The sequence below is a fragment of the Paenibacillus rhizoplanae genome, from assembly GCF_042684125.1.
Lineage (GTDB): Bacteria > Bacillota > Bacilli > Paenibacillales > Paenibacillaceae > Paenibacillus_AQ > Paenibacillus_AQ rhizoplanae.
On sequence record NZ_JBHUKY010000028.1, the window covers coordinates 36,389 to 59,850 of the forward strand.

A 23,462-nucleotide genomic window follows, 5' to 3' on the forward strand; every position below is an offset into this window, starting at 1 on the left:
GAAGGTTATAAGGCATGAGAATCGTCCTGGCCACATTAAATGCCAAATATATTCATACATCACTTGCGATCCGGCTGCTGAAGGCGTATAGCGAGCATGAGTTCAAGGATATCCTTTTGGCGGAATATACTATCAAAGATCCCGCGATGAACATCGTGTCTGACCTTTTTCAGAAGCAGCCGGATGTGATTGGCTTCTCCTGTTACATCTGGAACATCGAGGAGACCATCAAGCTGGTCGGAATTCTTAAGCAGGTCATGCCGGAGGTCAAGATTGTGCTGGGCGGGCCGGAGGTATCCTATGAGCCGCTCTACTGGATGAAGCGGGAGGCTGGAGTGGACTTCGTCGTGAACGGTGACGGGGAAGAGACCTTCCACCATCTGCTGCAGGAGATCCGGGATGAACACAAGTACCATTTCGTATACGGTGCGGCTTACCGCAAGGGCGAAGAGCTGATCGTCAATCCTCCCCGTCCCAAAAGCGATCTCAACACCTTACCGACCCCGCACCGCTTCGCGGAGGATCTGCCGGAGCTGAGCAAACGGATTGTGTATTTTGAGACGAGCCGGGGCTGTCCCTTCAACTGCCAGTTCTGCCTGTCCAGCATTGAGGTGGGCGTGCGTTATTATGATATCGAACGGGTGAAGTCCGATCTGCTGTATCTGATCGAAGGCGGGGCCAAGGTCATCAAGTTCCTGGACCGTACCTTCAATATCAACCGCAATTATGCGATGGAAATGTTCCAGTTCCTGATCGACAATCATCAGGGTTGCGTGTTTCAGTTCGAGATAACCGCAGATATTATGCGTCCCGAGGTGCTAGATTTCCTGGCACAGAACGCCCCTCCGGGCGTCTTCCGCTTCGAGATCGGCGTCCAGTCCACGAATGATGAGACCAATGAACTGGTCAAGCGCCGCCAGAACTTCACCAAGCTGTCGCGCACCGTGATGAAGATCAAGGCCAGCGGCAATATCGACCAGCATCTCGATCTGATCGCCGGATTGCCGATGGAGGATTATGCCACCTTCCGCAAGACCTTCAATGATGTATTCGCCATGGAGCCGGAGGAGCTGCAGTTAGGCTTCCTCAAAATGCTGCGCGGAACCGGGCTGCGCGCCCAGGCTGCCAAATACGACTACACGTATATGGAGCATGCGCCATACGAAATTCTCAGCAGCCATGTCATGCCGTTCGCCGATATTATCCGGCTCAAGCGGCTGGAGGATGTGCTGGAGAAGTACTGGAACAGCCAGCGGCTGGCTCATTCCATCAAGTACCTGATCCGCCATGTCTTCCCGTCCCCGTTCGACTTCTTCCAGGAGTTCGGTGACTACTGGGAAGCGCGGGGCTGGCAGAAGATCGGGCATCAGCTGGAGGATCTGTTCACCCGGCTGCATGATTTCCTGACGGACCGGGGCACGGCCTCCATGGACATTGTCACCGGCCTGATGAAGCTGGACTACTTCCTCGCCCATAAGTACAAGCCCCGCAAGATATGGTGGGACGATGTCCTGGACAAGAGCGAGTGGACCAAATACATGAAGCAGATCGCCGAGCAGCCCGAGCGGGTTTCGGCAAAGCTGGCAGAGGCCGGACTTAGCGAGCGGGAGCTGCAAAAGTTCATCGTGCTCGACGAGCTGCCGTTCCGTCTTGCGCCGGTGCTGGAATCGATCAGCGGGCTGCGCTATGACGGGGAGCTTGGCGCTGAGGCAGGTGCACAGCCTGAAGCTGGTGCCAGGGACGGGGACGGCCGGGAGCTTCGTGGAGCGGCGGCCGAAGGAGAATCGGCGGAGCTTGCGGTAGCAGTGGCCGAGACTGGGGCGGTCCATAACGATCCGCACCCTGGTGCAAGTGATGGCCGCACGCTGCTGGTCGTGCTGTATCAGCAGGACGAGAGCCAGCGGGCGCAGTATTATATGCTGCCTTTGTAGGGAGTGGGGGATCGCCCGCGTGAAGGCTGTCTAACTGTCCAGTCAAGCAGATAGGTGTATTTCGTGCAATTAAAAGTCAGCGAACAGGCAGATTTGCCGGGTTAACTGCATTCTGTACAACTAAATATGGCGGATATGCTCTCTTTTCCACAAACTCAGGATTATAGCTGTACCAAATACAATTAAACCGTTCACACCCCAATATTTCTTTGTTTTAGTTGTACGAATTACAGTTAGGCATCTGGGTGAATAGTTGAGGTTATCACACAGAGGTAGCTTAGAGTGGAGGGTTCAGTCATGAATGAGCAGCAGCAACGTCTTACAGAACTGTTCATCCGCGATACGCTGCTAATGGATATTTTCAAGCGTGCCCAAGGCCTGGCCCCGTTCCCGTACTACATAGGTGCAGGATGCCTGGTGCAAACGGTGTGGAACGAGCGGACCGGGCGGGAGCCGGGGTACGGAATTAGTGACATCGATATTATTTACTACGATGCGTCGGATCTGAGCTATGCTGCTGAGGATGAGGTGATTGCGAAGGGCAGGGAGCTTTTTGACGGTATTGCCCTTCCGGTCGATCTCAAGAATCAGGCCAGAGTTCATCTGTGGTACCCCCAGAAGTTCGGTGTGGAGATCAACGCCTACCTCTCGCTTGAAGCGGCAATCGACAGCTGGCCGACTACAGTGACCTCACTGGGAGTAAGGCTTGAGCTGAACGGGGAATGGAAGATTTATGCTCCATTTGGTCTGGAGGATTTATTTCAATTGATTCTACGGCCCAACAAAGCACTGATCAGCGAGAAGATCTATGAAGCGAAAACGCAGAAATGGAAGTCGAAATGGCCGGAGCTTACGGTGGTTCCCTGGTAGAATATATGTGAAGTTGGAGGAATATAAGTGACGCAATTCTATCTTATCCGCCATGGTGAACCGCAGTGGGTTATTAATGAGCAGTACAAGTTGAAGGGGCATGGCCGGGATCTGGTTCCTCTTACCGCTTCAGGAGTCAACCAAGTGTTTCTGGCAGCACGGGATGAGCGTCTGCGGGATGCTGACCTGATCGTCTCTTCTCCGTATACGCGTGCTCTTCAGACCGCTGCAATTTTATCCAAGGAGCTGGGTTTGGACATAAGAATTGAATTCGATCTAAGGGAGTGGCAGCCGGACTTAACCTTTCAATACGATTCTTTGGAGCGGCTGGCAGAGCTGGGGAATGATTACGATGCTAATCAAGGAGTCTATCCTCCAGGGGAAACTAAGCTTTGGGAATCCAAGGAGCTGCTGAGGAACCGAGTGGAGAAGGTGATTGACCAATATTTGGGCTTCCAAAAGGTGATTATTACCGGACACGGTATGGCTTTTCGTACCTTGGTAGGAGAAGAAGCAGAAATTCCACATGCCTCAATCAGCGAGTACACTAAAGTGAACACCTAATTGTGTTGGCTCTTTACCTGCCTGTCCTCCTAAATCGTGAATGGGGGAACGATACATGCATCCAAAATTGATCTTAATCGAGGGTCTACCCGGCTACGGGAAGTCCACAGCGGCACAGCTGGTTTATGAAATTCTTACGGAGATGAATATGGGCGCTCAGCTTGTCCTGGAAGGGAACCTGGATCATCCCGCTGATTATGAGGGAGTAGCCTGCCTTACACAAGCAGAATACGATGAGCTGTCGAGAACCTGCGGCGGGAATCCGCGGGAAGTATTAAGCGCGCACACTACCTGCCAAGACAACTATTACCTGGTCGGGTACCGGAAAATAATAAATGATCACGGTCCTCTCCTTCCGAAGGAATGGATGGGCACATTGGCACGGAAGGATGTATATGAACTGCCGCTGGCTCAGCACAAAGAACTGATTACAGCAAGGTGGAGGCAGTTTGCGGAGAGGGCCTTAACGGAGCCGGATACGTATGTGTTTGATTGCTGTTTTATTCAGAATCCTGTGACTATGGGGATGATCAAGCACGATGCAGCCAAGGACTACATGATAAGCTACATTCAGGAACTGGAGGCCATTACAGCCGGATTGAATCCGCTGCTGATGTATATTGAACAGGACGATCTGGAGCATTCTTTCCGCAAAGCGGTCCGCCAAAGACCCCTGGAGTGGTCGGAAGGGTTCATCCATTATTACACCTCACAGGGATATGGCCTGAGACAGGGACACCAGGGCATAGAAGGAACTCTGAGGGTGCTTGAGGCCAGACAGAAACTGGAGGGAATTATATATAACCGCTTAAACATGGATAAGATCAAAGTCAATAATTCTTCGTATGATCTTCCGGCGTATAAGCAAGATTTAGCGGGGAGACTGGCAGGATATTTAGAACGTGAATAAAGGGTCCTCGTAGAGTTACTGTTAATACCTGAGGTGATAATTTGGGTTTTGGCGCGGTAAGTGGGGCTTAAGTGGTAAGTGAGGCTTAAGAAGAAGCCTGGAAATCGTGTATGAATTACAACATTCGCTGCTTCTGGAGCGTCAACATGGCGAAATCCTGCACAGAATGCAACAACTGGTGCTTCTAAGAGCGTTAATTTGTTAAAAATAATGCAAAAAGTGCAACATTTTCTACTGTGACGGTGCTGATAGGGTGGAGATCCTGCAAAAAGTACAACAATTGCTACTGCATGATCAGCGGCAGACCTTACGTTACAGCTAAGGTGAGAATTACCTACCACAGAGCTTAACTAACTGCTACGGTTAAATATCACCGCAGAGGACGCTATACAGCTGCTACGGCAAAACAATCGAAAGAGAGGCACTCCGTCCGGGCGGAGTGCCTCTCTTTTTCTGTAGATCAAAGTTCAGTAGTAACATTGGTCTTCACTGTGCAGACGAACGCCAGCATCAGACTAACACCAGACCAGTACGTGCGTCTGTATCAATAGGCTAATCCGCCGCAGGCTGAAGCCGCATGGATTCGGCAGGCAGGTGGCGGGCGAGCCAGTCTAGCACATCGGCCGTGACCTCGTCCCGGTTGACCTCGTTCAGCATCTCATGCCGGCCTCCCGGATACAGCTTGCACTCAACATCCTGAAGCCCCTGCTTCCGGTATAACTCAGCCAGACGCATCACCCCTTGACCGTTCATCCCCACAGGGTCCTTCTCGCCCGCGAACAGGTAGACCGGCTTGTCACTGCACAGGGTCCGCAGAGTAGACTTGGTATGAAGCTCGCGCAGCATATGGAAGAAATCCCGGAAGAAGCGGGTGGTACAGATCGCCCCGCAGTACGGGTCGGCAATGAAGTGGTCCACTTCCTCCGGGTCGCTGCTGAGCCAGTCAAAAGCCGTCCGCACCGGAGAGAAGGAGCGGTTGTATGCACCGAACACAATTCCGTTCAACAACACGCTGCGGTGATGGTCTCCCTGGAGTCTTAACTGCATCGCCGAGAGGGATTCCGCCATCCGCAGCATACTCCGGGGCCCATTGGTACCGCTGAGGATGAAGCCGCTGTAGATCTCATGGCCTTCTTCACACATCAGCTTTTGAGCCAGAAAGGAACCCATGCTGTGGGCGAACAGGTAGATAGGAGCTTGCTCATGCCGGGAGCGGGCAATGTCCCCAAGCTGCAGGAGATTGCGCCGCATCCAGTAGAAGCCGTTCTCTCCGCTGTCACCGAGCAGATTGACTCTGCCGGCGGTAAGGCCATGTCCCCGGTGGTCATTGGCATACACGGCATAACCGGCTGCGGTGAGCGCCGAAGCGAACCGGGCATATCGCGCAGCCGTCTCACACATGCCGTGCGCAATCTGCACAATTCCCCGGATCTCCGTTCCCGCGTCCGGCAGCCATTCATAGACATGGATTTGGACATCTAAGGGATCAGTCATGATAAAAGTGTTCTCGGTCATCGCCTGTCCTCCTGAAAGTGAAATTCAGCATTCCTAGCGTAAAGAGTACCTGGTGCTTCCCTGATCCAAGTGAAACGTAGTCCGGCTGCTTAAGGCAGATAAGAGCGCAGCACGGTAGATTGTCCTTCAATGCTGTAAGTACCGAGGCTGGAAGGGAGCAGATAACATTCGCCAGCCGCATAAGGCTGGGAGCCGCCCTCCCAGATCAGGTGGCCGCTGCCCTCGCAGATCACCAGAATGGTGAAGCTGTCATCTGTAGTGGCGAGCTGCCATTCGCCGGCGACCACACCTTTTTCAACAATGAAATATGGAGAGGAGGCAATTTGCAGCCATTCCCCGGCCACGGCACTATCCGTCTTCATCGAAGTCGCGCCTGCTCCCTCATAAGCGGTCACATTCAGGGAATCCTCGATATGCAGCTCGCGCGGCTTCCCGTCGAGACCCGGACGGTCATAATCGTAAATCCGGTATGTAGTGTCAGAGTTCTGCTGGATCTCCGCTACAACGACACCTGCGCACAAGGCATGTACAGTCCCGGCAGGGATATAGAAGGAGTCTCCGGCAGCTACAGTTACTTCCTGCAGGCTGTCCATAACCGTTCCGTTCTCCAGCGCGTCCTTCAGCATCTCGCGGGTGACGCCTTCCTTCAGGCCGTAGATGATTTTGGCGCCTGGCTTGGCGTCCAGCACGTACCACATTTCGGTTTTGCCCAGCTCGCCCTTAGGCAGGCCGGCATAATCATCCGTAGGGTGTACCTGCACGGAGAGGTTATCGTTGCAATCCAGCAGCTTGATCAGCAGCGGGAATCTTCCGCCTTCTTCCGTGATCCCCTTGCTGCCGAACCACTCGTGCCCGAACTGCTCTCGGATGGCATCCAGGCCTTGTCCGGCCAGCTCGCCGTTGACAACAGAGGAGGTACCGTTCGGATGATCGGCAATCATCCAGCCTTCGCCGATATGGCCTTCCGGCAGATCCAGGCCGAATTTCTCCAGCGCCCGGCCTCCCCAGACACGTTCTTTGAATTCCGGCTGAAATTTCAGAGGATATGGTTTCGTCATTACAACATCTTCCTTCCTGATAATAGAATGATCTTCAGTTACAGGGGGCTTGCTGCCTTCAGGTGCTAGCCCCTTTGTCTCTTCTCTACAGCTACAACATACGGCGCAGACTCGCGCTGAAGCTGTCGGTACACGATAGTCTGCGCGTCCTGCTGGGCCAGTCCGGCGGCCCAGGCTTCGACAGCGGCGGCTTCGCGGCCGCCGCCTTCGTGGCCGGGATACAGCACGGCCGTGATGATTCCGCCCGGGCGAAGCAGCAGCAGCGCGGCCTCCAGCGCGGCCAGCGTGCTCTGCGGCTCGGTGATGATGGTCTTATCGGCATCGCCTGCGGGCAGATAGCCGAGGTTGAACATCACCGCCGCGACCGTTCCGCGCCAAGCGGGCGGAACGGCTTCAGCCATGGCTGCATGGCTCTGCTGCAGCAGCGTCACGGGAGCCAGCGCAGCAGGCGCTTCCTCCCGGGCCAGCCGCAGGCGCTCGCCGGCAAGAGCCAGCGCCTGTGGCTGAATGTCGAACCCGTACACCCCGCCGCGCGGCCCGGCCGCCTTGGCGAGGAACAGGGTGTCGGCTCCGGTGCCCACGGTGGCGTCTATAGCCCGTCCGCCCGACGAGAGCCGCTCAGCGGTCAGCTTATGGGCGAAGCTAAGGACAGACAGGAAGCCCATCAGCCCTCTCTCCAATACTTACCCTGCCAGGTGTCCCTGGCAACCAGTTCCTGGTCAATGGCATTCAACACTTCCCATTTCTTGAGGCTCCACATCGGGCCGATCAGAGCATCGCGCGGGGCGTCACCGGTCAGCCGGTGGACGATCATGTCCGGCGGCAGAATTTCCAGTGAATCGGCAATGAGCTTTACATACTCATCCCGCTCCAGGAACTGCAGCAGCCCGGCTTCATACTGCTTCACCATCGGCGTTTTGCGCATGAGGTGAAGCAGGTGGATTTTGATCCCCTGAACCCCCATATTCGCTACAGCAGCTACGGTCTCCAGCATCATCTCATGCGTTTCTTGCGGAAGTCCGTGAATGATATGGGTACACACCCGGATGCCGTGACGGCGGAGCTTGGCAACAGCTTCAGTATAGCAGGCGGTATCATGCGCGCGGTTAATCAGATCCGAGGTGGACTGATGAATGGTCTGAAGCCCCATTTCCACCCATAGATAGGTGCGCTGGTTCAGCTCCGCGAGATACTCCACTACATCATCCGGGAGGCAGTCGGGGCGGGTGGCAATGGCGAGGCCGACAACCCCGGGCTGCTGCAAAATGACTTCATAATATTCCCTTAGCTCCTCGACAGGAGCATACGTATTAGTATAGGCCTGGAAGTAGCCGATATATTTGGCATTCGGCCATTTCTGATGCTGGCGGTCGCGGATATGGTTGAACTGGGTGACCAGGTCATCCCGGCGGCTTCCGGCGAAATCGCCTGAGCCTCTGGCACTGCAGAACGTACAGCCTCCTTTGGCGATGGAACCGTCTCGGTTCGGACAGGTGAAGCCTGCATCGAGCATGACCTTGAACACCTTGGTATCCATCTGCCCGCGCATTTCGTAGTTCCAGGTATGGAACCGTTTATCCCCCCACAGAAGCGGAGAGGAGGCCTGTAAAAGATTAGACATGTGCAGCTCCTTTCATTAACCTTCCCATTGTATCAAAAATCCGTGACGAACGTAACAATCCCTCCCGGAATTCCGCCGAAAAAAAGCTGGAAATAGGCCGTAAATTACTGCGAATTGGCTTGAAAATGCTTACACATTATGTTATATTTAAAGTGTTAAAAAAGCCGCTGCAGCAACCACAATCACATGCTTTGAATTCATAATTTCGTGTCGTCCGGTCCATACTAAACCTTAGAGGTGATAACGATGAATTCTCCAACGGTATTTGCTGATAACAAAGGTTCGATTGATGTGCAGCTGACTCCCGATGAAGCTCTCGCCCTGACAGGCGTAGAATTTAACGGCAACCACAAGATCAAGACAGAAGCGCAGCGGAAGATCCGCAGTGCGTTTGAGAAGACGTTCGAGTTCGATAAATAAATAGCAGTCCGCTGAACGGCGGGCCGGTAATGCAGATACAAGACGCACGGAACTTTCGACCAGTCCAACAGGGGCAGGATGGAGGTTCCTTTTCTTTTGCTGAAATCCCTTTACTTTTGCCGGTAAGTTCGGCACAATATTGCAAGTGGCATTTATCCTATTCACAGATAAGGCAATAAGAGATAAGCGGAGGAGTACCTATGCGTTTACGCGGAAGAAAAGGAATACGTGAAAGTCTTGAGGAGCAGACCGACCTGGTCATCCTGGAACCACGCAGCCTGAAGGGGCGCTGGTCCGAATTGTTCGGCAATGACCATCCGATTCATGTGGAATTCGGAATGGGCAAGGGGCAGTTTATCAGTCAAATGAGCTTTAAATACCCGGAGATTAATTTCATCGGCGTGGATATGTATGACGAGCTGGTGCGGCGTGCGGCCGAGAAGGCCCGGAATGTATGGGAGCCGGCAGGCGAAGCGACACCACCGAACGTGAGAGTGGCCCTGGCCAATATCGATTACGCAGAGGAAGTGTTCGCTCCGGGGGAGCTGGAACGGATTTATCTGAACTTCAGTGATCCCTGGCCGAAAAGCAAGCATGCCCGCCGCCGCCTGACGCATCCGCGTTTTCTTGATAAATACCGCGGACTGCTCAGTCCGCTTGGCGAGATCCATTTGAAGACGGATTCCCGCAGCCTGTTTGAATTCTCGCTTAATGCATTTGCCGACTACGGTCTGCAGATGAAGAATATTTCGCTTGATCTGCATGAGGACGGCGTGATCAATGAAGAGCATGTCATGACCGAATACGAGACCAAGTTCTATGGCCGCGGCGTGAACATTCACCGCTGCGAGGCGATTGTCGGAGACGAGGCGCTGAAGCAATATCAGGCCACACGTCTGGACAAGTACCGCCTCTAGGCTGCAATACCGGTAATTACAGCAAAAGGCAGTCCGGTTCATTCATCCCGGACTGCCTTTTGCGTTCCTTGCCTAATTCCTTACTCTCCCAAGTGTGGTAAGACGATTGAATGATTTCTGGTGACGCAATAATATTCTTTTTTGCGCAATGTATAGTTCGCCTGTTCCCTAGAGGTATTCGCTGGCCGGACGCCCCTGAGGCATCATATCCACAGGGCAAGCGTACCGGCTGCGACTCCAGACCCAATGACCGCCCCTGCGAGGACATCAGACGGATAATGCAGTCCAAGGTAGATCCGGGAGAAGCCGACTGTGCAGGCCAGAGGAAGCAGGACCGCAGTCAGGACAGGATAGGCTATCATATAAGGAACCGTTGAGGCGAAGATAGCGGTCGTATGGCCTGAAGGAAAAGAGTGATCCTTAAGCGGATTACGGAACGTATTGGTATCCGGCAGGGCCAGATAGGGCCGCAGGCGCGGGTAGAGCTTTTTGGCGATAGCGACGGGTACATGGCTTATCGCCAGCGCGGCCAGTGCCTGAAGTCCTGTAGTTCTCCATGGCTGCGGGCACACTGCCCAGACCAGGAGATTGATGCCGATCGCGCTTGTTGCACCTCCGAGATGTGTGAGGTAGAAAAGCCAGAAGTTCAGAAACGGATTGTGCATCCGTCCGTTAATCCTTTGAAACACCCGCTGCTCCAGGAGATGCAGTTTCTTGAATAAAGGTCTCATATCATGTCCCTCCGATAGTCCGGCTAAAAGAGTTCTGGCGCAGCTCAAGCAGCAGATTTCACGACCTGAAGCTGTCTTTATCATACTTTTTTAAGGTAACCCGTTCAAGAAAAAGCTCGGGTCCGCTCGAAAAATGTCTCTTTTGACTTGTGAGCCCCAAAGCGACTACAATGATTCAAGCGGGAAGTTCGCGTTTATAAGGTAACAGAGAAATAAGGAGCCAGCCAGTACACTGGAATCCATATTCATATCTTGTGAAACGGGACATAACACAATTCGGAATCCTGCCCGGAACTAAGGGGAAATTCTTGTCTACAGTAAGGGATGCAACAAAAGGGTCAGATAGAACGTTAGCAAGTTAGAGAGAGAAAGAGAAAAAACATCAAGATTTGGAAAAAGGGGGCATCTAAAGATCATGACAGACGCATTGTTTGTTACGCTCCAAGTGATCTTGGCGGCAATCGCAGTTTATCAGTTTGCATTTTCGCTGTTTGGACTGCGCAAGAAGAAGAACAAGGTTAGGCATGCGCCGCAAAAGTCATTTGCCGTACTGGTCGCCGCACACAACGAGGAAGAAGTGGTCGGCGCTCTGATGGAGAACCTGAAGCAGCTTAATTATCCCCAGGAACTGTACGATGTATTTGTCATCTGTGACAACTGTACGGATAATACCGCTGCGATCGTGCGGGAGCACGGCATGAATGCCTGTGTACGTACCAACAGCAACCTGCGCGGTAAAGGCTATGCCATCGAGTGGATGCTGAAGGAGCTGTGGGCGCTGCCCCGCCAGTACGACGCGGTTGTCATGTTCGATGCCGACAACCTCGCACATACAGAGTTCCTGACAGAGATGAACAACGATCTGTGTTCAGGCGGACGGGTCATTCAAGGCTATATTGATACGAAGAATCCGGAGGATTCCTGGATTACTGCTGCTTATGGCGTATCCTACTGGTATATCAACCGGCTGTGGCAGCTGTCGCGCCATAATCTGAATATGGCCAATTTCCTCGGCGGAACGGGCATGTGCTTCGAGACGAACCTGCTCAAAGATATGGGCTGGGGCGCAACCAGTCTGGTTGAGGATTTGGAATTCACCATGCGCAGCGCCTCCAAGGGCGTATATCCAAGATTTAATTATGATGCCAAAGTATTCGATGAGAAGCCGCTTACCTTCAAGGCTTCCTCCAGACAGCGTCTGCGCTGGATGCAGGGTCATTTCACCGTGGCCCGCCGTTATTTCTTCCCGCTGCTGTGGCAGGGGATCAAGGAACGCAGCCTGACGAAGCTCGACCTGGCACTGTACGGAGCGAATGTATACATTGTGTTGCTTACGTTCCTGATGACTGCCGTAATGTTTGTGGATAATGCTGTGTTTGGCGGTCCGCATATTGCGAATATTTACGGACATCTGCCGCTGTGGCTCGGGTACTTTGCCGTAGGTGCCAATATTCTGACCTTCCTGCTGGCCATGGCGCTGGAGCGGGTGAAGTTCAAGAAGGTCTACCTGTACCTGCTGCTGTTCCCGGTCTACCTGCTCTCGTGGTATCCCATTACGTTCTATGCGTTCTTCACGCAGAACAACAAGCAGTGGAGTCATACCAAGCATACGCGCGTAGTCCGGCTGGAAGAAGTACAGAGCAAGCAGGTTTCATAATCCGCAATGCAAATTAATAATTCCAGAAGATGTTGACATCTTCGGTCTGATGTTGTATAGTATTCAAGTGTGCAAAACATAGGGATTGCAAGCAGAAGCACCGGCTTCTCACCTGACTGGCTAATTAGCCTGCTGGTTTTGATCTCAATGCTTTATGAATGGTTACAATTCATGAACGTTGATCAAACGGGGTGTCGGGGAATTACCGGCATCCCTTTTTTATGGAGAACCGTAATATATTATCTGAAAAATATTCGGAGGTGGAGGACTATCAGTAAGGAACATATGATCAATGATGAAATTCGTGCCAAAGAGGTTCGGCTGGTCGGAGCAGAGGGTGAACAAATCGGGATCAAGCCGATCCGCGAGGCGTTACAAATGGCGATCGATCTTAATCTGGATTTAGTCAACGTAGCACCACAGGCGAAGCCGCCGGTATGCCGCATCATGGATTACGGCAAGTTCCGTTATGAAACGCAGAAGAAAGAGAAGGAAGCCCGCAAGAACCAGAAGATCGTGGATCTCAAGGAAGTCTGGTTCCGTGCAAACATTGAAGAACATGATTATCAGACCAAGTTCCGCAATGTAATCAAGTTCCTGGGCGAAGGCGATAAAGTGAAGTGCTCCGTCCGTTTCCGCGGCCGTGAGATTACCCACGCTAGTATCGGCCAGAAGATCCTGGAGCGCGTGAAGAGCGAAGTAGAAGAAATTGCTGTTGTAGAGCGCCAGCCTAAGCTGGAAGGCCGCAGCATGATTATGATTCTGGCTCCGAAGCCCCAATAATCCTGGAGTCACTTGCATAGCAATCTGGCGCCGTATAATATTCAAGGAGGAAACACCATGCCTAAAATGAAAACACATAGCAGCCTGAAAGGCCGCTTCAAGATCACTGGAACTGGTAAAGTATTGCGTTATAAAGCTCACAAGAACCACTTGCTGTCCCACAAATCGAAACGTGCAAAACGCGTATTGAACGGCAATCCGGTAATGGCCCCTGGGGATGTAAGACGCTTGAAACAAGGACTCGCTAACTTGAAATAGTTAATCACACATTTTTGGGAGGTTTATTAATATGGCAAGAGTTAAGGGCGGATTTGTAGTTCGTCGTAGACATAAAAAAGTATTGAAGCTGGCAAAGGGTTACTTCGGTTCCAAGCACCGCATTTTCAAAACAGCTAAAGAGCAAGTAATGAAATCGATGGTTTACGCTTATCGTGACCGTCGTCAGACTAAACGTAACTTCCGCAGACTGTGGATCGTTCGTATCAATGCTGCAGCCCGTTTGAACGGACTGTCTTACAGCAAGCTTGTATACGGCCTGAAATTGGCTGGTGTAGAAGTGAACCGTAAGATGCTGGCTGACCTGGCAGTGAATGATCTGAACGCCTTCAACTCCCTGGCTGTTGTTGCCAAAGAGAAGATCAACGCGTAAGACGATATAAACCGAAAAGCACCGCCTGCGGGATCTCCCGTCTGACGGTGCTTTTTTGTGCGGTGGGAACGAACAGGTTCGCGGTTATTCCCAGTATTTCGTTGTGCTAAGCAGGGAAGCGAGCTTCTTGCTGCTGGTGCGTCTCAGCTTGCGCAGGGCGGAACGCTCGTCCGCCGACTGGCAGATCAGCTTCTCTTCCTCGGTCTGCGCCACGATGGCCGGAACAGGGGCTGTAGTGCCATCCTCATTCATGGCTACGAAGGTCAGGAAGGAAGTGGCGGCAACGGCGCGTTCACCTGTATACAGATTCTCCGAGATGATCTTGACGAACACCTCGATGCTGGTGCGTCCGGTCCAGGAGACAAAAGATTCGAAACAAACGGAATCCGTAGGCCGGATCGGCAGGAGGAAGTCTACAGAGTCGGCGGATGCAGTGACCACGTTGACCCGGCAGTGGCGCATGGCTGAGATAGAGGCAACCTCATCAATGGTGCTCATTAGTTTGCCTCCGAATAGTGTCTTATGATTGTTTACATCATTCGGGAAGACACGGCCGGTTTTGAATACGCGGGATTCGTGACAGTATTTGAAGTCGGGTGCAGCTTGTGGTGTGTGTTCTTGTTCCATTTTCAGTAACTCCCTTTGCGTACAATATGTAATCATACATGATAATAGAAAAGCTCTCCTTGTGCAATAATAATGTTAATGCACTTGGAGCCATAGGTAACATTTTGAGGTTTTCTAACATATAACGGACACAAAAGTAACAGCTGGTGTCAAGGTAAGCGATTTCTTGTTGAAAAATGCAAATTATTATTGACCTGAGGTCATTAATAGACTGGATTTTAGCTTTTTTTGCAGGTATAATTTGTACTAATGGTATGTCCAAAGCAGAACACAGAAGACATCCAATTTACTAAGGGGGATCACTTTCAATGAAGAAGTTTTACCAACTATCTTTGGTTATGGTTATGGCCTTCACTGTCATTCTGGCAGGTTGCGGTAACAATAACAGCGCTAATTCCGGCTCCAATGCTGGAACAGCAACTACTGCACCAACAGACGCAGCTGCAGCAACTGAAGCACCCGCAGCAACTGATGCTCCTAAGGCTGTCAAGCTTGGTCTCGTAACTGACGTAGGCGGCGTTAATGACAAGTCCTTTAACCAGTCTTCCTGGGAAGCACTGGAAGCTATGGAGAAGGATTTCGGCGCTGAGATCAAATACCTGCAGAGTAAATCCAACGCAGACTACGAGCCTAACCTTAACCAGTTCGTTAAAGGCGGTTATGACCTCACTTGGGGTATCGGCTTCGACCTTGGCGATGCCGTACTGAAGGTTGCCAAAGAGAACCCGAATGCTAACCTTGCGATCATCGACAGTGTAGTGGACGCTCCTAACGTTGAATCTGTAACCTTTGCCGAGAATGAAGGCTCCTTCCTGGTGGGTGTTGTTGCTGGCATGACAACCAAAACCAACAAAGTCGGTTTCATCGGCGGTATGGAAAGCCCGGTTATCAAACGTTTCGAAGTGGGCTTCAAAGCCGGCGTAGAAGCAGTTAACCCTACTGCAAAAGTAACTATCACTTATGCAGGTGCTTATGACAAGCCTGATACTGGTAAATCCCTGGCTGCAACGCTGTATGATGCCGGCAACGACATTATCTTCCCTGCTGCAGGCGCAACAGGCAACGGCGTATTCAACGAAGCGAAATCCCGCAACAAAGCCGGCGGCAGCAAAGTATGGGTTATCGGCGTTGACAAAGACCAGTCCCTGGAATTTGGCGATGATGTAACTCTGACTTCCATGATCAAACGTGTTGACGAAGCGGTTAAGAAAGTTTCCCAACAGGTTGTTGATGGTACCTTCAAAGGCGGAACTACAACCGTTCTTAGTCTGAAAGACAACGGTGTAGGCCTTCCTGAAACATCCAAAGCTAACGTTTCCGCTGATATTCTGGCTAAGGTTGACGAATACAGCAAACAAATCATTGATGGAACAATCGTTGTTCCTTCCAAGTAATTCATTGCATCAACTTTAACCGATTTAACATAACGACGAAGCAGGGCCGGTTCAAGTACTGGCCTTGTTCTCTGTCAGCATCTGTTATAGACAATCACAACTGTACCGTCCTGTTTGGGGCGGTACAGCCGTGTCTAAAAGGCAATATTATATATATTCTGTGATGAGGGTGATTCCATGAGTGCTGCGGCTCCTGTCGTAGAGTTGAAGCAAATCACAAAACGCTTTCCCGGTATCGTTGCGAACGACTCTATTAGTCTGACGCTGGAAAAAGGGGAGATACACGCGCTGCTTGGTGAGAACGGGGCAGGCAAATCAACCTTGATGAATATCGTATTCGGACTGTACCAGCCCGATGAAGGCAGCATCGAAATCGACGGGAAACCGGTTGTTATTGATAACCCCAATAGAGCCATTGAGCTTGGCATTGGTATGGTTCACCAGCATTTCAAGCTTGTTGATCCTTTTACGGTCACTGAGAATATTGTTCTGGGTATGGAACCGAAAAAAGGTCTTAAAATTGACTATAAATCCGCTGCGGAGCAGGTTCGTAAGCTATCGGAGCAGTACGGTCTTCAAGTCAATCCAAATGCCAAAATTCATGACATTTCGGTAGGCATGCAGCAACGGGTAGAAATTATGAAAACCCTGTACCGCGGAGCGGATATACTTATATTCGACGAGCCTACCGCTGTACTGACGCCGCAGGAAATTACGGAACTGATGGCGATTATGAAGCGGCTCGTTGCAGAAGGCAAGTCCATTATTCTGATCACCCATAAACTGAAGGAAATTATGCAGATCTCCGACCGTGTCACGATTATCCGGCGCGGCAAGGTTATTGATACAGTGAAGACCTCCGAGACTAATCCCAATGAGCTTGCTGAGAAGATGGTCGGACGCGGGGTTACGTTCAAAGTGGACAAGCAGCCGCCGCATATTGGCGACAGCATCCTGAAGCTGTCAGGTGTTAACAGTAAGAGTAAGGATGGCGTGCCTGTGCTGAATGGCCTGAGCTTCGAAGTGAAGGCAGGAGAAATTCTCGGAATCGCCGGAGTGGATGGCAACGGGCAGAGTGAGCTGATTCAGGCCATTACCGGGCTGCGTAAGATTGATTCCGGCTCGATTAAGGTCTCCGGCAAGGAGATTGCCAATCTGTCCCCACGCAAGGTATCTGAGATGAATGTCTCCCATATCCCGGAGGACCGTCATAAGCATGGTCTGGTGCTGGATTTCACTGTGAGTGAGAACATGGTTCTGGAGACGTATTATAAGAGTCCTTATAATCAAAACGGATTCTTGAACAAAGATGTGATTAACCAGCATGCAGAAGATCTGGTGAAGCAGTTCGATGTGCGTACGCCTTCCATAGAGAACAAAGCCCGGTCACTATCCGGCGGTAATCAACAAAAAGCGATTATTGCGCGGGAAATAGACAAGAATCCGACTCTCCTGATTGCCGCACAGCCAACACGCGGTCTGGATGTTGGGGCAATTGAATTCGTGCAGAAGCAGCTGATTGCCCAGCGTGATCAAGGGAAGGCTGTTCTGCTGATTTCTTTTGAGCTGGATGAAATTATGAATGTGTCCGACCGGATTGCCGTGATTTATGAAGGCCAGATTGTCGGAGAAGTATACCCGCAGGATACGAATGACCAGGAGCTGGGTCTGATGATGGCGGGCAGTTTGAAGCGGGGAGGTCATGCGGATGTCTAAACTCCGGAAAATATTCGCAACAGACACTTATATCATTCCGCTTGTAGCAATTCTGCTGGGCTTCCTTGTCGGTGCTATCGTCATGCTGATTGGCGGTTATGATCCTATCGCAGCCTATTCTGCGCTGTTCCAGCGTGTGTTCGGCAGCTCTTACGATTTCGGTGAGGCTATACGCGAGATGACTCCGCTGATGCTGACGGGTCTGGCCGTAGCGTTTGCCTTCCGCTCAGGGATGTTTAACATCGGTGCGGACGGGCAGGTAATGATCGGAATGACGGCTGCCTCAGTAGTTGGCATTAAGCTTGGCGGCGTATTGCCGACCTTCCTCTTAGTTCCCCTTGCGGTCATTGCAGCCGCACTATGCGGCGGGCTATGGGCCGGTATTGCCGGATATCTGAAGGCCAAGCGCGGAATTAATGAAGTTATTACAACCATTATGTTGAACTGGATTGCGCTCTTCCTGTCGAATTATATTGTCCGGACGTTCCTGCTTCTGGAAGGGCAGAACCGGTCGGAGGATAATCCGGCCTCTCTCTCCATGACGTTCCTCTTCTCCACCTTCGATAACGCCCGCCTGCACTGGGGGACTGTAATTGCTCTTGCGGCAGCGACCTTCTTCTATATCTATCTGTGGAAGACTAAGCAGGGTTATGAGATGCGTGCAGTGGGTCTGAATCCGCATGCTGCTGAATATGCAGGAATGAATGTCGGACGTAATGTGGTGAAGGCCATGTTCATCAGTGGCGTGTTCGCAGGACTCGCAGGCGCTGGCGAAGTACTGGGCGTATTCCATTATCAATCGGTATTTGCAGCTTCACCTGGCTATGGCTTTGACGGTATCGCTGTTGCCCTGCTCGGATTGACTCATCCGCTGGGCGTCATTCTCGCTGCCATTCTATACGGCACGCTGACGTATGGTTCGGCAGGCATGAGCTTCGGTGCGGATGTGCCTCCGGAGCTGATCCGTATTGTAATCGGTTCGATCATATTCTTCATTGCTGCGCAAGGCATTGTGCGCTGGGTGCTCAAACCGTTTTACTTCAAGCGCAAGAAAGAGAAGGTGTTATAGATGGAAATCTTAGGCCAATTGCTCAATACAACGCTGGTGTTTTCCACGGCGTTAATATTTGCCGCCCTTGGCGGCATCTTCTCTGAACGATCCGGTGTCGTGAATATCGGACTTGAAGGCTTGATGATGTTTGGTGCGTTCGCAGCAGCAGTAGGCGGATATTATGCCCAGGAAGCAGGTATGGGCGAATGGGCCCCTTGGGTCGGAGTGCTTAGCGCGATGGCTGTAGGGGTGATTGGTTCACTGATTCATGCGGTGGCTTCAATCACCTTCAAGGCTGACCAGACGATAAGCGGTACGGTTATTAACTTCTTGGCCGCAGGCAGCACTCTGTACATGGTTAAGCTGATCTTCGATGGCTCAGGCGAAACTCCGCTGATCGACGGATTCAGCAAAGTGGCGATTCCCGGACTCTCCAAGATTCCGGTCATCGGAGAGGGGATTTTCAACTCCTATCCAACCACTTATCTGGCGATTATCTTAGTCATTGTCATTTATTTCATCCTGTTCAAAACTCCGTTTGGACTTCGTCTGCGTGCAGTCGGAGAACATCCGAGTGCGGCTGATACACTGGGTGTCAATGTTAATAAGATGAGATATATCGGCGTCATGCTGAGCGGATTGCTGGCGGGTATTGGCGGAGCCACCATTACCTTGACTACTACAGGTACCTTTGCACATAATACCATCTCGGGGCAAGGCTTCATTGCCATTGCAGCGATGATCTTCGGGAAGTGGAACCCGCTCGGCGCCTTCGGTGCTGCGGTATTCTTCGGCTTGTCCCAGGCGATCCGCAACTATGTCCAGCTGTTTGAATGGTCCAAGAGCATTCCGCAGGAATTCATCTTCATGATTCCTTATGTGTTAACCATTATCGTACTGGTGAGTGCGGTGGGCCGTTCCTCGGCTCCCAAGGCACTTGGTGAACCTTACGATCCGAGCAAACGCTAGGGTTATCGCATACCATCTCTAGAGCTTCACAGAACAGAGCGCATTTCCGGTTTTCCGGGAATGCGCTCTGTTTGATAGATAAGAATTTATATGTTTTGGGGTCCCCGCAAAGTACCTGAGTCATCATCGAAGCTAAAGCCCCACTTTGTGGGGTTATTTTGTAATCATTGCAGGCAGCAGCAGCGGATACTTCCAGCCCAGAGGCGGGCAGATGTACAGGCAAATATCAGGTGAGGCGAATAGACTGTTAAGAAACAAATATAGGAGGGATATTATGGCACACCCGGTTACGAAACAACAGGTGATCAAATTGATGGGCAAACATATCGTGGCGGTTAAAAAAGATGGGTCCAAAGTGACAGGTAAACTGGTCCGCATCTCAGGCAACCGGCTGATCCTGCAACGTATCAGTGGTAAAAAAGTACAAACTAAGGCGCTGATTCCGCTCGTGTTATTTGATCTGCTGGCCATCGGTACGGCCCCTTACGGTTACGGCGGGGGTTATGGAGGAGGCTACGGTGGAGGCTACGGTGGAGGCTACGGAGGTGCCCCGTACGGAGGCGGTTACGGTTATGGCCATGGTCCTGTTCCCGGTCCTTACGGCGGCTATGGCCCCGGTCCTGGGTATGGTATTCCGCCCATCGGATTCTTTTAAGCCATAGGCTTGCCTGCTTCATCAGCGGAATTGTTTCTCAAGCTCATAGCAGTAATTTTGCGGTTGATAACGGGCTACGCTGTAGCCCAGTTTTTCATAAAAGGCTAGACCGGCGGTATTCCCGGTATCTACGGAGACCTTCGCTCTATGACATGCACGGGATAGTGCAAACCGCTCCGCCCTGTCCATAAGCATATTTCCGTATCGCTTACGCCTTGCACTTGGAGCAATGGCGAGCATATCGATGTATAACAAATCGCCATGCAGCATGAAATGCACGAACCCGAGCGGATCACTTTCGTAGTCGGGACAAGCAACAAGTGTGACTCCCTGTCCCAGGCGGCGGGGCAGATCCTTCCTGACCTGATTAATGATCGTCTGCGGAAGATGGGATAACGGGACAAGCTGCTTTTCAATCAAGTCATAAATAATCGTGTCATCCTGCCTGGGTCTGCGGTAACGAATCATAAATATTGCCCCCTTTCCACGCATTGTCGTACATCATATGCCCCGGGCGGTGTGGGCGTTCCGGCAAGAATAGAACAGGATTTTATGAAGAATTTAATGTATAACCTGCGAAGGGGTATTGACTAACCGTGTGAGGAATCATATAATGTGTCTAAACATTTAACGAGCATACATGTATCGGCAATGATGAGGACGAAGTTTTAAGGGCTCTTTTGTTCAGAGAGTGAGAGGAATTGCTGCAACCTCCACCAGAATCCCTTATATACGAGCTCACCTCGGAGCTGTTTCCCTGAAAGGTCCATCAGTAAGAGCGGTGGAATTATTAGGGGGAATCGTTTGGTCCGCGTTAGGGACTTCAGGTTACGAAGATTTGGGCCCTGCCTACATCGATGGATTTTTGTATCCTGATAAGGCATTGCATCGTGAGATGTAATGCAAACATGGGTGGTACCACGGAAGCTAAACCTTTCGTCCCTCACGCGCTTCTTCTGCGCGTGGGAGGCGAAAGGTTTTTTTGTTGAAACAGGAAGGATTCAAGCCTGTTCGCTAATATTAAAGGTTGGATACTGACGTCCTGTCATTTGAATAATGAATGTGAACGATCGAAGGGAGGAATACTGATGAGCGCGCAATTACCGGAAGAAGTGCGGTCGATAGAGCAGTTACGTGAGAAATGGAAAAATCCAGAGGTGGTTTCGGGTTCCGAAGTCCTCCTGCGCAGTCTTGTACTGGAAGGTGTAGATACTGTATTCGGATATCCCGGCGGGGCTGTACTCTATATCTATGATGCTCTTTATGGATTCGACGATTTCAATCATATTCTGACACGCCATGAGCAGGGAGCGATCCATGCAGCTGACGGGTACGCAAGAGCGAGCGGTAAAGTGGGCGTATGTATTGCCACTTCAGGCCCGGGGGCAACCAATCTGGTAACCGGAATCGCTACAGCTTTTATGGATTCGGTTCCGCTGGTGGTCATTACCGGTAACGTATTCTCCAGCCTGATTGGCACAGATGCTTTTCAGGAAGCGGATATTACCGGGATCACGATGCCGATTACGAAGCACAGCTATCTGGTACGGGATGTTGAAGATCTGCCGCGTGTTATTCATGAAGCCTTCCATATCGCCAATACGGGCCGTAAGGGTCCGGTACTGATTGATATTCCGAAGGATGTATCGGCGGCGATGACATTGTTCACTCCGGCAGAACATCAGGGGGTTAACCTTCGCGGCTACAATCCGCGCACGGTTCCCAATAAGCTGCAGCTCGATAAGCTGGTGAAGGCTATTGAGGCGGCGGAGCGTCCGATTATTATTGCAGGCGGCGGAGTCATCTATTCTGGAGCGCATGAGTCCATGTATGAATTCGTGAAGCGCACTGAGATTCCAATCACTACTACATTGCTGGGACTGGGGTGTTACCCGAGCGGCGAAGACTTATGGATGGGAATGCCGGGAATGCACGGCACATACACGGCCAATAATGCCATTCAGCAATGCGATCTGCTGATTAATATCGGTGCCCGGTTCGATGACCGCGTAACCGGCAAGCTGGACGGCTTCGCTCCCAAAGCGAAGATCGTGCATATCGATATTGATCCGGCCGAGATCGGCAAGAATGTAGCGGCTGATATTCCCATTGTGGGCGATGTTAAGACTGTTCTGGAAATGCTGATCCCGGATGTGAAGCGCGCCTCGAAGGCCGATGCCTGGAGAACACAGATTGCCCAGTGGAAGCTGGACCAGCCGTACCGGTACAAGGATTCGGAGACAGAGCTGAAGCCGCAATGGGTGATCCAGATGATTAATGACACCACCAATGGTGAAGCGATTGTGACTACAGACGTAGGCCAGCATCAGATGTGGGCTGCTCAATATTACAAGTTCAACCATCCGCGTTCATGGATTACTTCGGGGGGGCTTGGAACAATGGGCTTCGGATTCCCGTCGGCGATCGGGGCGCAAATGGCCCATCCGCAGCGGCTAGTAGTCTCCATTAATGGTGACGGCGGCATGCAGATGTGTTCCCAGGAGCTTGCCATCTGTGCGATCAATAAGATTCCGGTCAAAATTGTTGTAATCAACAATCAGGTGCTCGGAATGGTCCGTCAGTGGCAGAACCTGATCTATGAGAAGCGTTACAGCTATACCGATCTGGCCGGCAGCCCGGACTTTGTGAAGCTGGCTGAGGCTTATGGTGTGAAGGGCCTGCGGGCAACGAACAAGGAAGAAGCCAGCGCCGCCTGGAAAGAAGCCATGGAAACACCTGGACCCGTCCTGGTAGAATTCGTTGTTCCAAAGGATGAGAATGTCTACCCGATGGTAACCCAAGGCTCTACCATTGATCAAATGCTGATGGGGGATGAATAACAGTGATGAGACATACGATTGCTGTGCTTGTAAATGACCAGCCTGGCGTACTGCAACGGGTATCCGGATTATTCGGCCGCCGCGGCTTCAACATTGAGAGTATTACGGTAGGACAATCCGAAGAGGTCGGATTGTCCCGGATGGTAATTGTAACACTGGGTGACCAGCATACCCTGGAGCAGATTGAGAAGCAGCTGTACAAGCTTATTGATGTGATCAAGGTGGTTGATCTGGGCGCAAAACCAATGGTTGCCCGGGAGCTGGCACTGATTAAGGTGAAGGCAGAGCCGTCAGAACGGCCGGAGATTATGGGGGTAGTTGAAACCTTTCGTGCTTCCGTAGTAGATATCGGTACGGCCAGCCTGCTTGTACAGGTGGTTGGTGATACCACGAAGATTGATGCAATGATTGAGCTGCTGAAGCCATATGGCATCAAGGAGCTGTCTCGAACCGGCGTAACAGCAATGATTCGCGGGAATGCCTGATCGTCACATTTTACAGCTTTAACGAATTGCTGCTTGCGTGCATTAATTTAGTAAGATTAAAGTAGAGTTGCCCGCGAAAGAGCGGGGGCTTGAGGAGCG

The 23,462-nt window shown here is 51.6% G+C and carries 24 protein-coding genes; 17 read left to right on the top strand and 7 right to left on the bottom strand.

What is annotated here, in order from left to right; genetic code table 11:
• Positions 1 to 14 precede the first annotated feature (14 nt).
• From ACFSX3_RS16725 to ACFSX3_RS16740, 4 genes are all read left to right on the top strand, one after another.
• The gene (locus ACFSX3_RS16725; protein WP_209991576.1) at positions 15 to 1,931 is read left to right on the top strand and encodes a B12-binding domain-containing radical SAM protein; all 1,917 of its coding nucleotides are present in this window, start codon (positions 15 to 17) and stop codon (positions 1,929 to 1,931) included.
• Positions 1,932 to 2,228: 297 nt separating this feature from the next.
• Positions 2,229 to 2,801, top strand: coding sequence for a nucleotidyltransferase family protein (locus tag ACFSX3_RS16730; RefSeq protein WP_209991575.1), 573 nt, complete (start codon positions 2,229 to 2,231; stop codon positions 2,799 to 2,801).
• Positions 2,802 to 2,828: 27 nt separating this feature from the next.
• A complete protein-coding gene (locus ACFSX3_RS16735; RefSeq protein ID WP_209991574.1) occupies positions 2,829 to 3,365 on the top strand; it encodes a histidine phosphatase family protein in 537 nt (178 codons plus the stop codon).
• 55 nt (positions 3,366 to 3,420) lie between these two features.
• The gene (locus tag ACFSX3_RS16740) at positions 3,421 to 4,275 is read left to right on the top strand and encodes a hypothetical protein (RefSeq protein WP_209991573.1); all 855 of its coding nucleotides are present in this window, start codon (positions 3,421 to 3,423) and stop codon (positions 4,273 to 4,275) included.
• A gap of 552 nt (positions 4,276 to 4,827) precedes the next feature.
• Here ACFSX3_RS16740 and ACFSX3_RS16745 read toward each other — a convergent pair.
• The 4 genes from ACFSX3_RS16745 to ACFSX3_RS16760 form a co-directional block, all read right to left on the bottom strand.
• Positions 4,828 to 5,790, bottom strand: coding sequence for an alpha/beta fold hydrolase (locus ACFSX3_RS16745; RefSeq protein WP_209991572.1), 963 nt, complete (start codon positions 5,788 to 5,790; stop codon positions 4,828 to 4,830).
• An 89-nt stretch (positions 5,791 to 5,879) separates the two neighbouring features.
• On the bottom strand, positions 5,880 to 6,848 hold the full coding sequence (locus tag ACFSX3_RS16750) for a type I phosphomannose isomerase catalytic subunit (protein WP_209991571.1): 969 nt from the start codon (positions 6,846 to 6,848) through the stop codon (positions 5,880 to 5,882).
• Between the two features lie 65 nt (positions 6,849 to 6,913).
• Positions 6,914 to 7,513 (bottom strand): tRNA (mnm(5)s(2)U34)-methyltransferase, encoded by a 600-nt coding sequence (locus ACFSX3_RS16755; protein ID WP_209991724.1) that lies wholly within the window; start codon positions 7,511 to 7,513, stop codon positions 6,914 to 6,916.
• Entirely contained in the window at positions 7,513 to 8,469 is a 957-nt protein-coding gene (locus ACFSX3_RS16760) for a TIGR01212 family radical SAM protein (protein WP_209991570.1), read from the bottom strand. Before ACFSX3_RS16760 ends, ACFSX3_RS16755 begins: the two co-directional genes overlap by 1 nt.
• A gap of 246 nt (positions 8,470 to 8,715) precedes the next feature.
• Here ACFSX3_RS16760 and ACFSX3_RS16765 point away from each other — a divergent pair, with 246 nt between their 5' ends.
• Both ACFSX3_RS16765 and trmB read left to right on the top strand, forming a co-directional pair.
• Positions 8,716 to 8,889: a hypothetical protein gene (locus ACFSX3_RS16765; RefSeq protein ID WP_209991569.1), complete on the top strand. Its 174-nt coding sequence runs from the start codon at positions 8,716 to 8,718 to the stop codon at positions 8,887 to 8,889.
• A 200-nt stretch (positions 8,890 to 9,089) separates the two neighbouring features.
• Entirely contained in the window at positions 9,090 to 9,806 is a 717-nt protein-coding gene (gene trmB, locus ACFSX3_RS16770) for a tRNA (guanosine(46)-N7)-methyltransferase TrmB (protein WP_209991568.1), read from the top strand.
• A 203-nt stretch (positions 9,807 to 10,009) separates the two neighbouring features.
• On the opposite strand, the gene ACFSX3_RS16775 is transcribed toward trmB, so the two are convergent.
• A complete protein-coding gene (locus ACFSX3_RS16775; RefSeq protein WP_209991567.1) occupies positions 10,010 to 10,537 on the bottom strand; it encodes a phosphatase PAP2 family protein in 528 nt (175 codons plus the stop codon).
• Between the two features lie 415 nt (positions 10,538 to 10,952).
• On the opposite strand from ACFSX3_RS16775, the gene ACFSX3_RS16780 reads away from it, so the two are divergent.
• The 4 genes from ACFSX3_RS16780 (at position 10,953) to rplT (ending at position 13,626) form a co-directional block, all read left to right on the top strand.
• A complete protein-coding gene (locus ACFSX3_RS16780) occupies positions 10,953 to 12,194 on the top strand; it encodes a glycosyltransferase family 2 protein (RefSeq protein WP_209991566.1) in 1,242 nt (413 codons plus the stop codon).
• 285 nt (positions 12,195 to 12,479) lie between these two features.
• A complete protein-coding gene (gene infC / locus ACFSX3_RS16785; RefSeq protein ID WP_036696103.1) occupies positions 12,480 to 12,977 on the top strand; it encodes a translation initiation factor IF-3 in 498 nt (165 codons plus the stop codon).
• Between the two features lie 57 nt (positions 12,978 to 13,034).
• Complete coding sequence (gene rpmI, locus ACFSX3_RS16790; protein WP_036696104.1) at positions 13,035 to 13,235, top strand: 50S ribosomal protein L35; 201 nt, start codon at positions 13,035 to 13,037, stop codon at positions 13,233 to 13,235.
• A 31-nt stretch (positions 13,236 to 13,266) separates the two neighbouring features.
• Entirely contained in the window at positions 13,267 to 13,626 is a 360-nt protein-coding gene (gene rplT / locus ACFSX3_RS16795) for a 50S ribosomal protein L20 (protein ID WP_036649386.1), read from the top strand.
• Between the two features lie 84 nt (positions 13,627 to 13,710).
• On the opposite strand, the gene ACFSX3_RS16800 is transcribed toward rplT, so the two are convergent.
• On the bottom strand, positions 13,711 to 14,253 hold the full coding sequence (locus tag ACFSX3_RS16800) for an acyl-CoA thioesterase (RefSeq protein ID WP_209991565.1): 543 nt from the start codon (positions 14,251 to 14,253) through the stop codon (positions 13,711 to 13,713).
• Positions 14,254 to 14,561: 308 nt separating this feature from the next.
• Between ACFSX3_RS16800 and ACFSX3_RS16805 the strand changes: the two genes are divergently transcribed.
• The 5 genes from ACFSX3_RS16805 (at position 14,562) to ACFSX3_RS16825 (ending at position 20,038) form a co-directional block, all read left to right on the top strand.
• Positions 14,562 to 15,647 (top strand): BMP family lipoprotein, encoded by a 1,086-nt coding sequence (locus ACFSX3_RS16805; protein ID WP_209991564.1) that lies wholly within the window; start codon positions 14,562 to 14,564, stop codon positions 15,645 to 15,647.
• A 177-nt stretch (positions 15,648 to 15,824) separates the two neighbouring features.
• Positions 15,825 to 17,363 carry an ABC transporter ATP-binding protein gene (locus ACFSX3_RS16810; protein ID WP_209991563.1) on the top strand — a complete coding sequence of 513 codons (1,539 nt, stop codon included), beginning with the start codon at positions 15,825 to 15,827 and terminating at the stop codon, positions 17,361 to 17,363.
• A complete protein-coding gene (locus ACFSX3_RS16815; RefSeq protein WP_209991562.1) occupies positions 17,356 to 18,432 on the top strand; it encodes an ABC transporter permease in 1,077 nt (358 codons plus the stop codon). Before ACFSX3_RS16810 ends, ACFSX3_RS16815 begins: the two co-directional genes overlap by 8 nt.
• A complete protein-coding gene (locus ACFSX3_RS16820; protein WP_209991561.1) occupies positions 18,433 to 19,383 on the top strand; it encodes an ABC transporter permease in 951 nt (316 codons plus the stop codon).
• Between the two features lie 274 nt (positions 19,384 to 19,657).
• Complete coding sequence (locus ACFSX3_RS16825) at positions 19,658 to 20,038, top strand: hypothetical protein (protein WP_209991560.1); 381 nt, start codon at positions 19,658 to 19,660, stop codon at positions 20,036 to 20,038.
• Positions 20,039 to 20,059: 21 nt separating this feature from the next.
• On the opposite strand, the gene ACFSX3_RS16830 is transcribed toward ACFSX3_RS16825, so the two are convergent.
• Positions 20,060 to 20,506, bottom strand: coding sequence for a GNAT family N-acetyltransferase (locus ACFSX3_RS16830; protein WP_209991559.1), 447 nt, complete (start codon positions 20,504 to 20,506; stop codon positions 20,060 to 20,062).
• Between the two features lie 620 nt (positions 20,507 to 21,126).
• Here ACFSX3_RS16830 and ilvB point away from each other — a divergent pair.
• Both ilvB and ilvN read left to right on the top strand, forming a co-directional pair.
• Positions 21,127 to 22,878: a biosynthetic-type acetolactate synthase large subunit gene (gene ilvB / locus ACFSX3_RS16835; protein WP_209991558.1), complete on the top strand. Its 1,752-nt coding sequence runs from the start codon at positions 21,127 to 21,129 to the stop codon at positions 22,876 to 22,878.
• A gap of 5 nt (positions 22,879 to 22,883) precedes the next feature.
• Positions 22,884 to 23,363, top strand: coding sequence for an acetolactate synthase small subunit (ilvN, locus tag ACFSX3_RS16840; protein WP_209991557.1), 480 nt, complete (start codon positions 22,884 to 22,886; stop codon positions 23,361 to 23,363).
• Positions 23,364 to 23,462: the final 99 nt, after the last annotated feature.

Excerpts from the sequence above, each read along its gene's own strand:
- ACFSX3_RS16725 (WP_209991576.1), top strand. The coding sequence starts at position 15 with ATGAGAATCGTCCTGGCCACATTAAATGCCAAATATATTCATACATCA.
- ACFSX3_RS16730 (WP_209991575.1), top strand. The coding sequence starts at position 2,229 with ATGAATGAGCAGCAGCAACGTCTTACAGAACTGTTCATCCGCGATACG.
- ACFSX3_RS16740 (WP_209991573.1), top strand. The coding sequence starts at position 3,421 with ATGCATCCAAAATTGATCTTAATCGAGGGTCTACCCGGCTACGGGAAG.
- ACFSX3_RS16745 (WP_209991572.1), bottom strand. The coding sequence starts at position 5,790 with ATGACCGAGAACACTTTTATCATGACTGATCCCTTAGATGTCCAAATC.
- ACFSX3_RS16750 (WP_209991571.1), bottom strand. The coding sequence starts at position 6,848 with ATGACGAAACCATATCCTCTGAAATTTCAGCCGGAATTCAAAGAACGT.
- ACFSX3_RS16755 (WP_209991724.1), bottom strand. The coding sequence starts at position 7,513 with ATGGGCTTCCTGTCTGTCCTTAGCTTCGCCCATAAGCTGACCGCTGAG.
- ACFSX3_RS16760 (WP_209991570.1), bottom strand. The coding sequence starts at position 8,469 with ATGTCTAATCTTTTACAGGCCTCCTCTCCGCTTCTGTGGGGGGATAAA.
- ACFSX3_RS16765 (WP_209991569.1), top strand. The coding sequence starts at position 8,716 with ATGAATTCTCCAACGGTATTTGCTGATAACAAAGGTTCGATTGATGTG.
- trmB (WP_209991568.1), top strand. The coding sequence starts at position 9,090 with ATGCGTTTACGCGGAAGAAAAGGAATACGTGAAAGTCTTGAGGAGCAG.
- ACFSX3_RS16775 (WP_209991567.1), bottom strand. The coding sequence starts at position 10,537 with ATGAGACCTTTATTCAAGAAACTGCATCTCCTGGAGCAGCGGGTGTTT.
- ACFSX3_RS16780 (WP_209991566.1), top strand. The coding sequence starts at position 10,953 with ATGACAGACGCATTGTTTGTTACGCTCCAAGTGATCTTGGCGGCAATC.
- infC (WP_036696103.1), top strand. The coding sequence starts at position 12,480 with ATGATCAATGATGAAATTCGTGCCAAAGAGGTTCGGCTGGTCGGAGCA.
- rpmI (WP_036696104.1), top strand. The coding sequence starts at position 13,035 with ATGCCTAAAATGAAAACACATAGCAGCCTGAAAGGCCGCTTCAAGATC.
- rplT (WP_036649386.1), top strand. The coding sequence starts at position 13,267 with ATGGCAAGAGTTAAGGGCGGATTTGTAGTTCGTCGTAGACATAAAAAA.
- ACFSX3_RS16800 (WP_209991565.1), bottom strand. The coding sequence starts at position 14,253 with ATGGAACAAGAACACACACCACAAGCTGCACCCGACTTCAAATACTGT.
- ACFSX3_RS16805 (WP_209991564.1), top strand. The coding sequence starts at position 14,562 with ATGAAGAAGTTTTACCAACTATCTTTGGTTATGGTTATGGCCTTCACT.
- ACFSX3_RS16810 (WP_209991563.1), top strand. The coding sequence starts at position 15,825 with ATGAGTGCTGCGGCTCCTGTCGTAGAGTTGAAGCAAATCACAAAACGC.
- ACFSX3_RS16815 (WP_209991562.1), top strand. The coding sequence starts at position 17,356 with ATGTCTAAACTCCGGAAAATATTCGCAACAGACACTTATATCATTCCG.
- ACFSX3_RS16820 (WP_209991561.1), top strand. The coding sequence starts at position 18,433 with ATGGAAATCTTAGGCCAATTGCTCAATACAACGCTGGTGTTTTCCACG.
- ACFSX3_RS16825 (WP_209991560.1), top strand. The coding sequence starts at position 19,658 with ATGGCACACCCGGTTACGAAACAACAGGTGATCAAATTGATGGGCAAA.
- ACFSX3_RS16830 (WP_209991559.1), bottom strand. The coding sequence starts at position 20,506 with ATGATTCGTTACCGCAGACCCAGGCAGGATGACACGATTATTTATGAC.
- ilvB (WP_209991558.1), top strand. The coding sequence starts at position 21,127 with ATGAGCGCGCAATTACCGGAAGAAGTGCGGTCGATAGAGCAGTTACGT.
- ilvN (WP_209991557.1), top strand. The coding sequence starts at position 22,884 with ATGAGACATACGATTGCTGTGCTTGTAAATGACCAGCCTGGCGTACTG.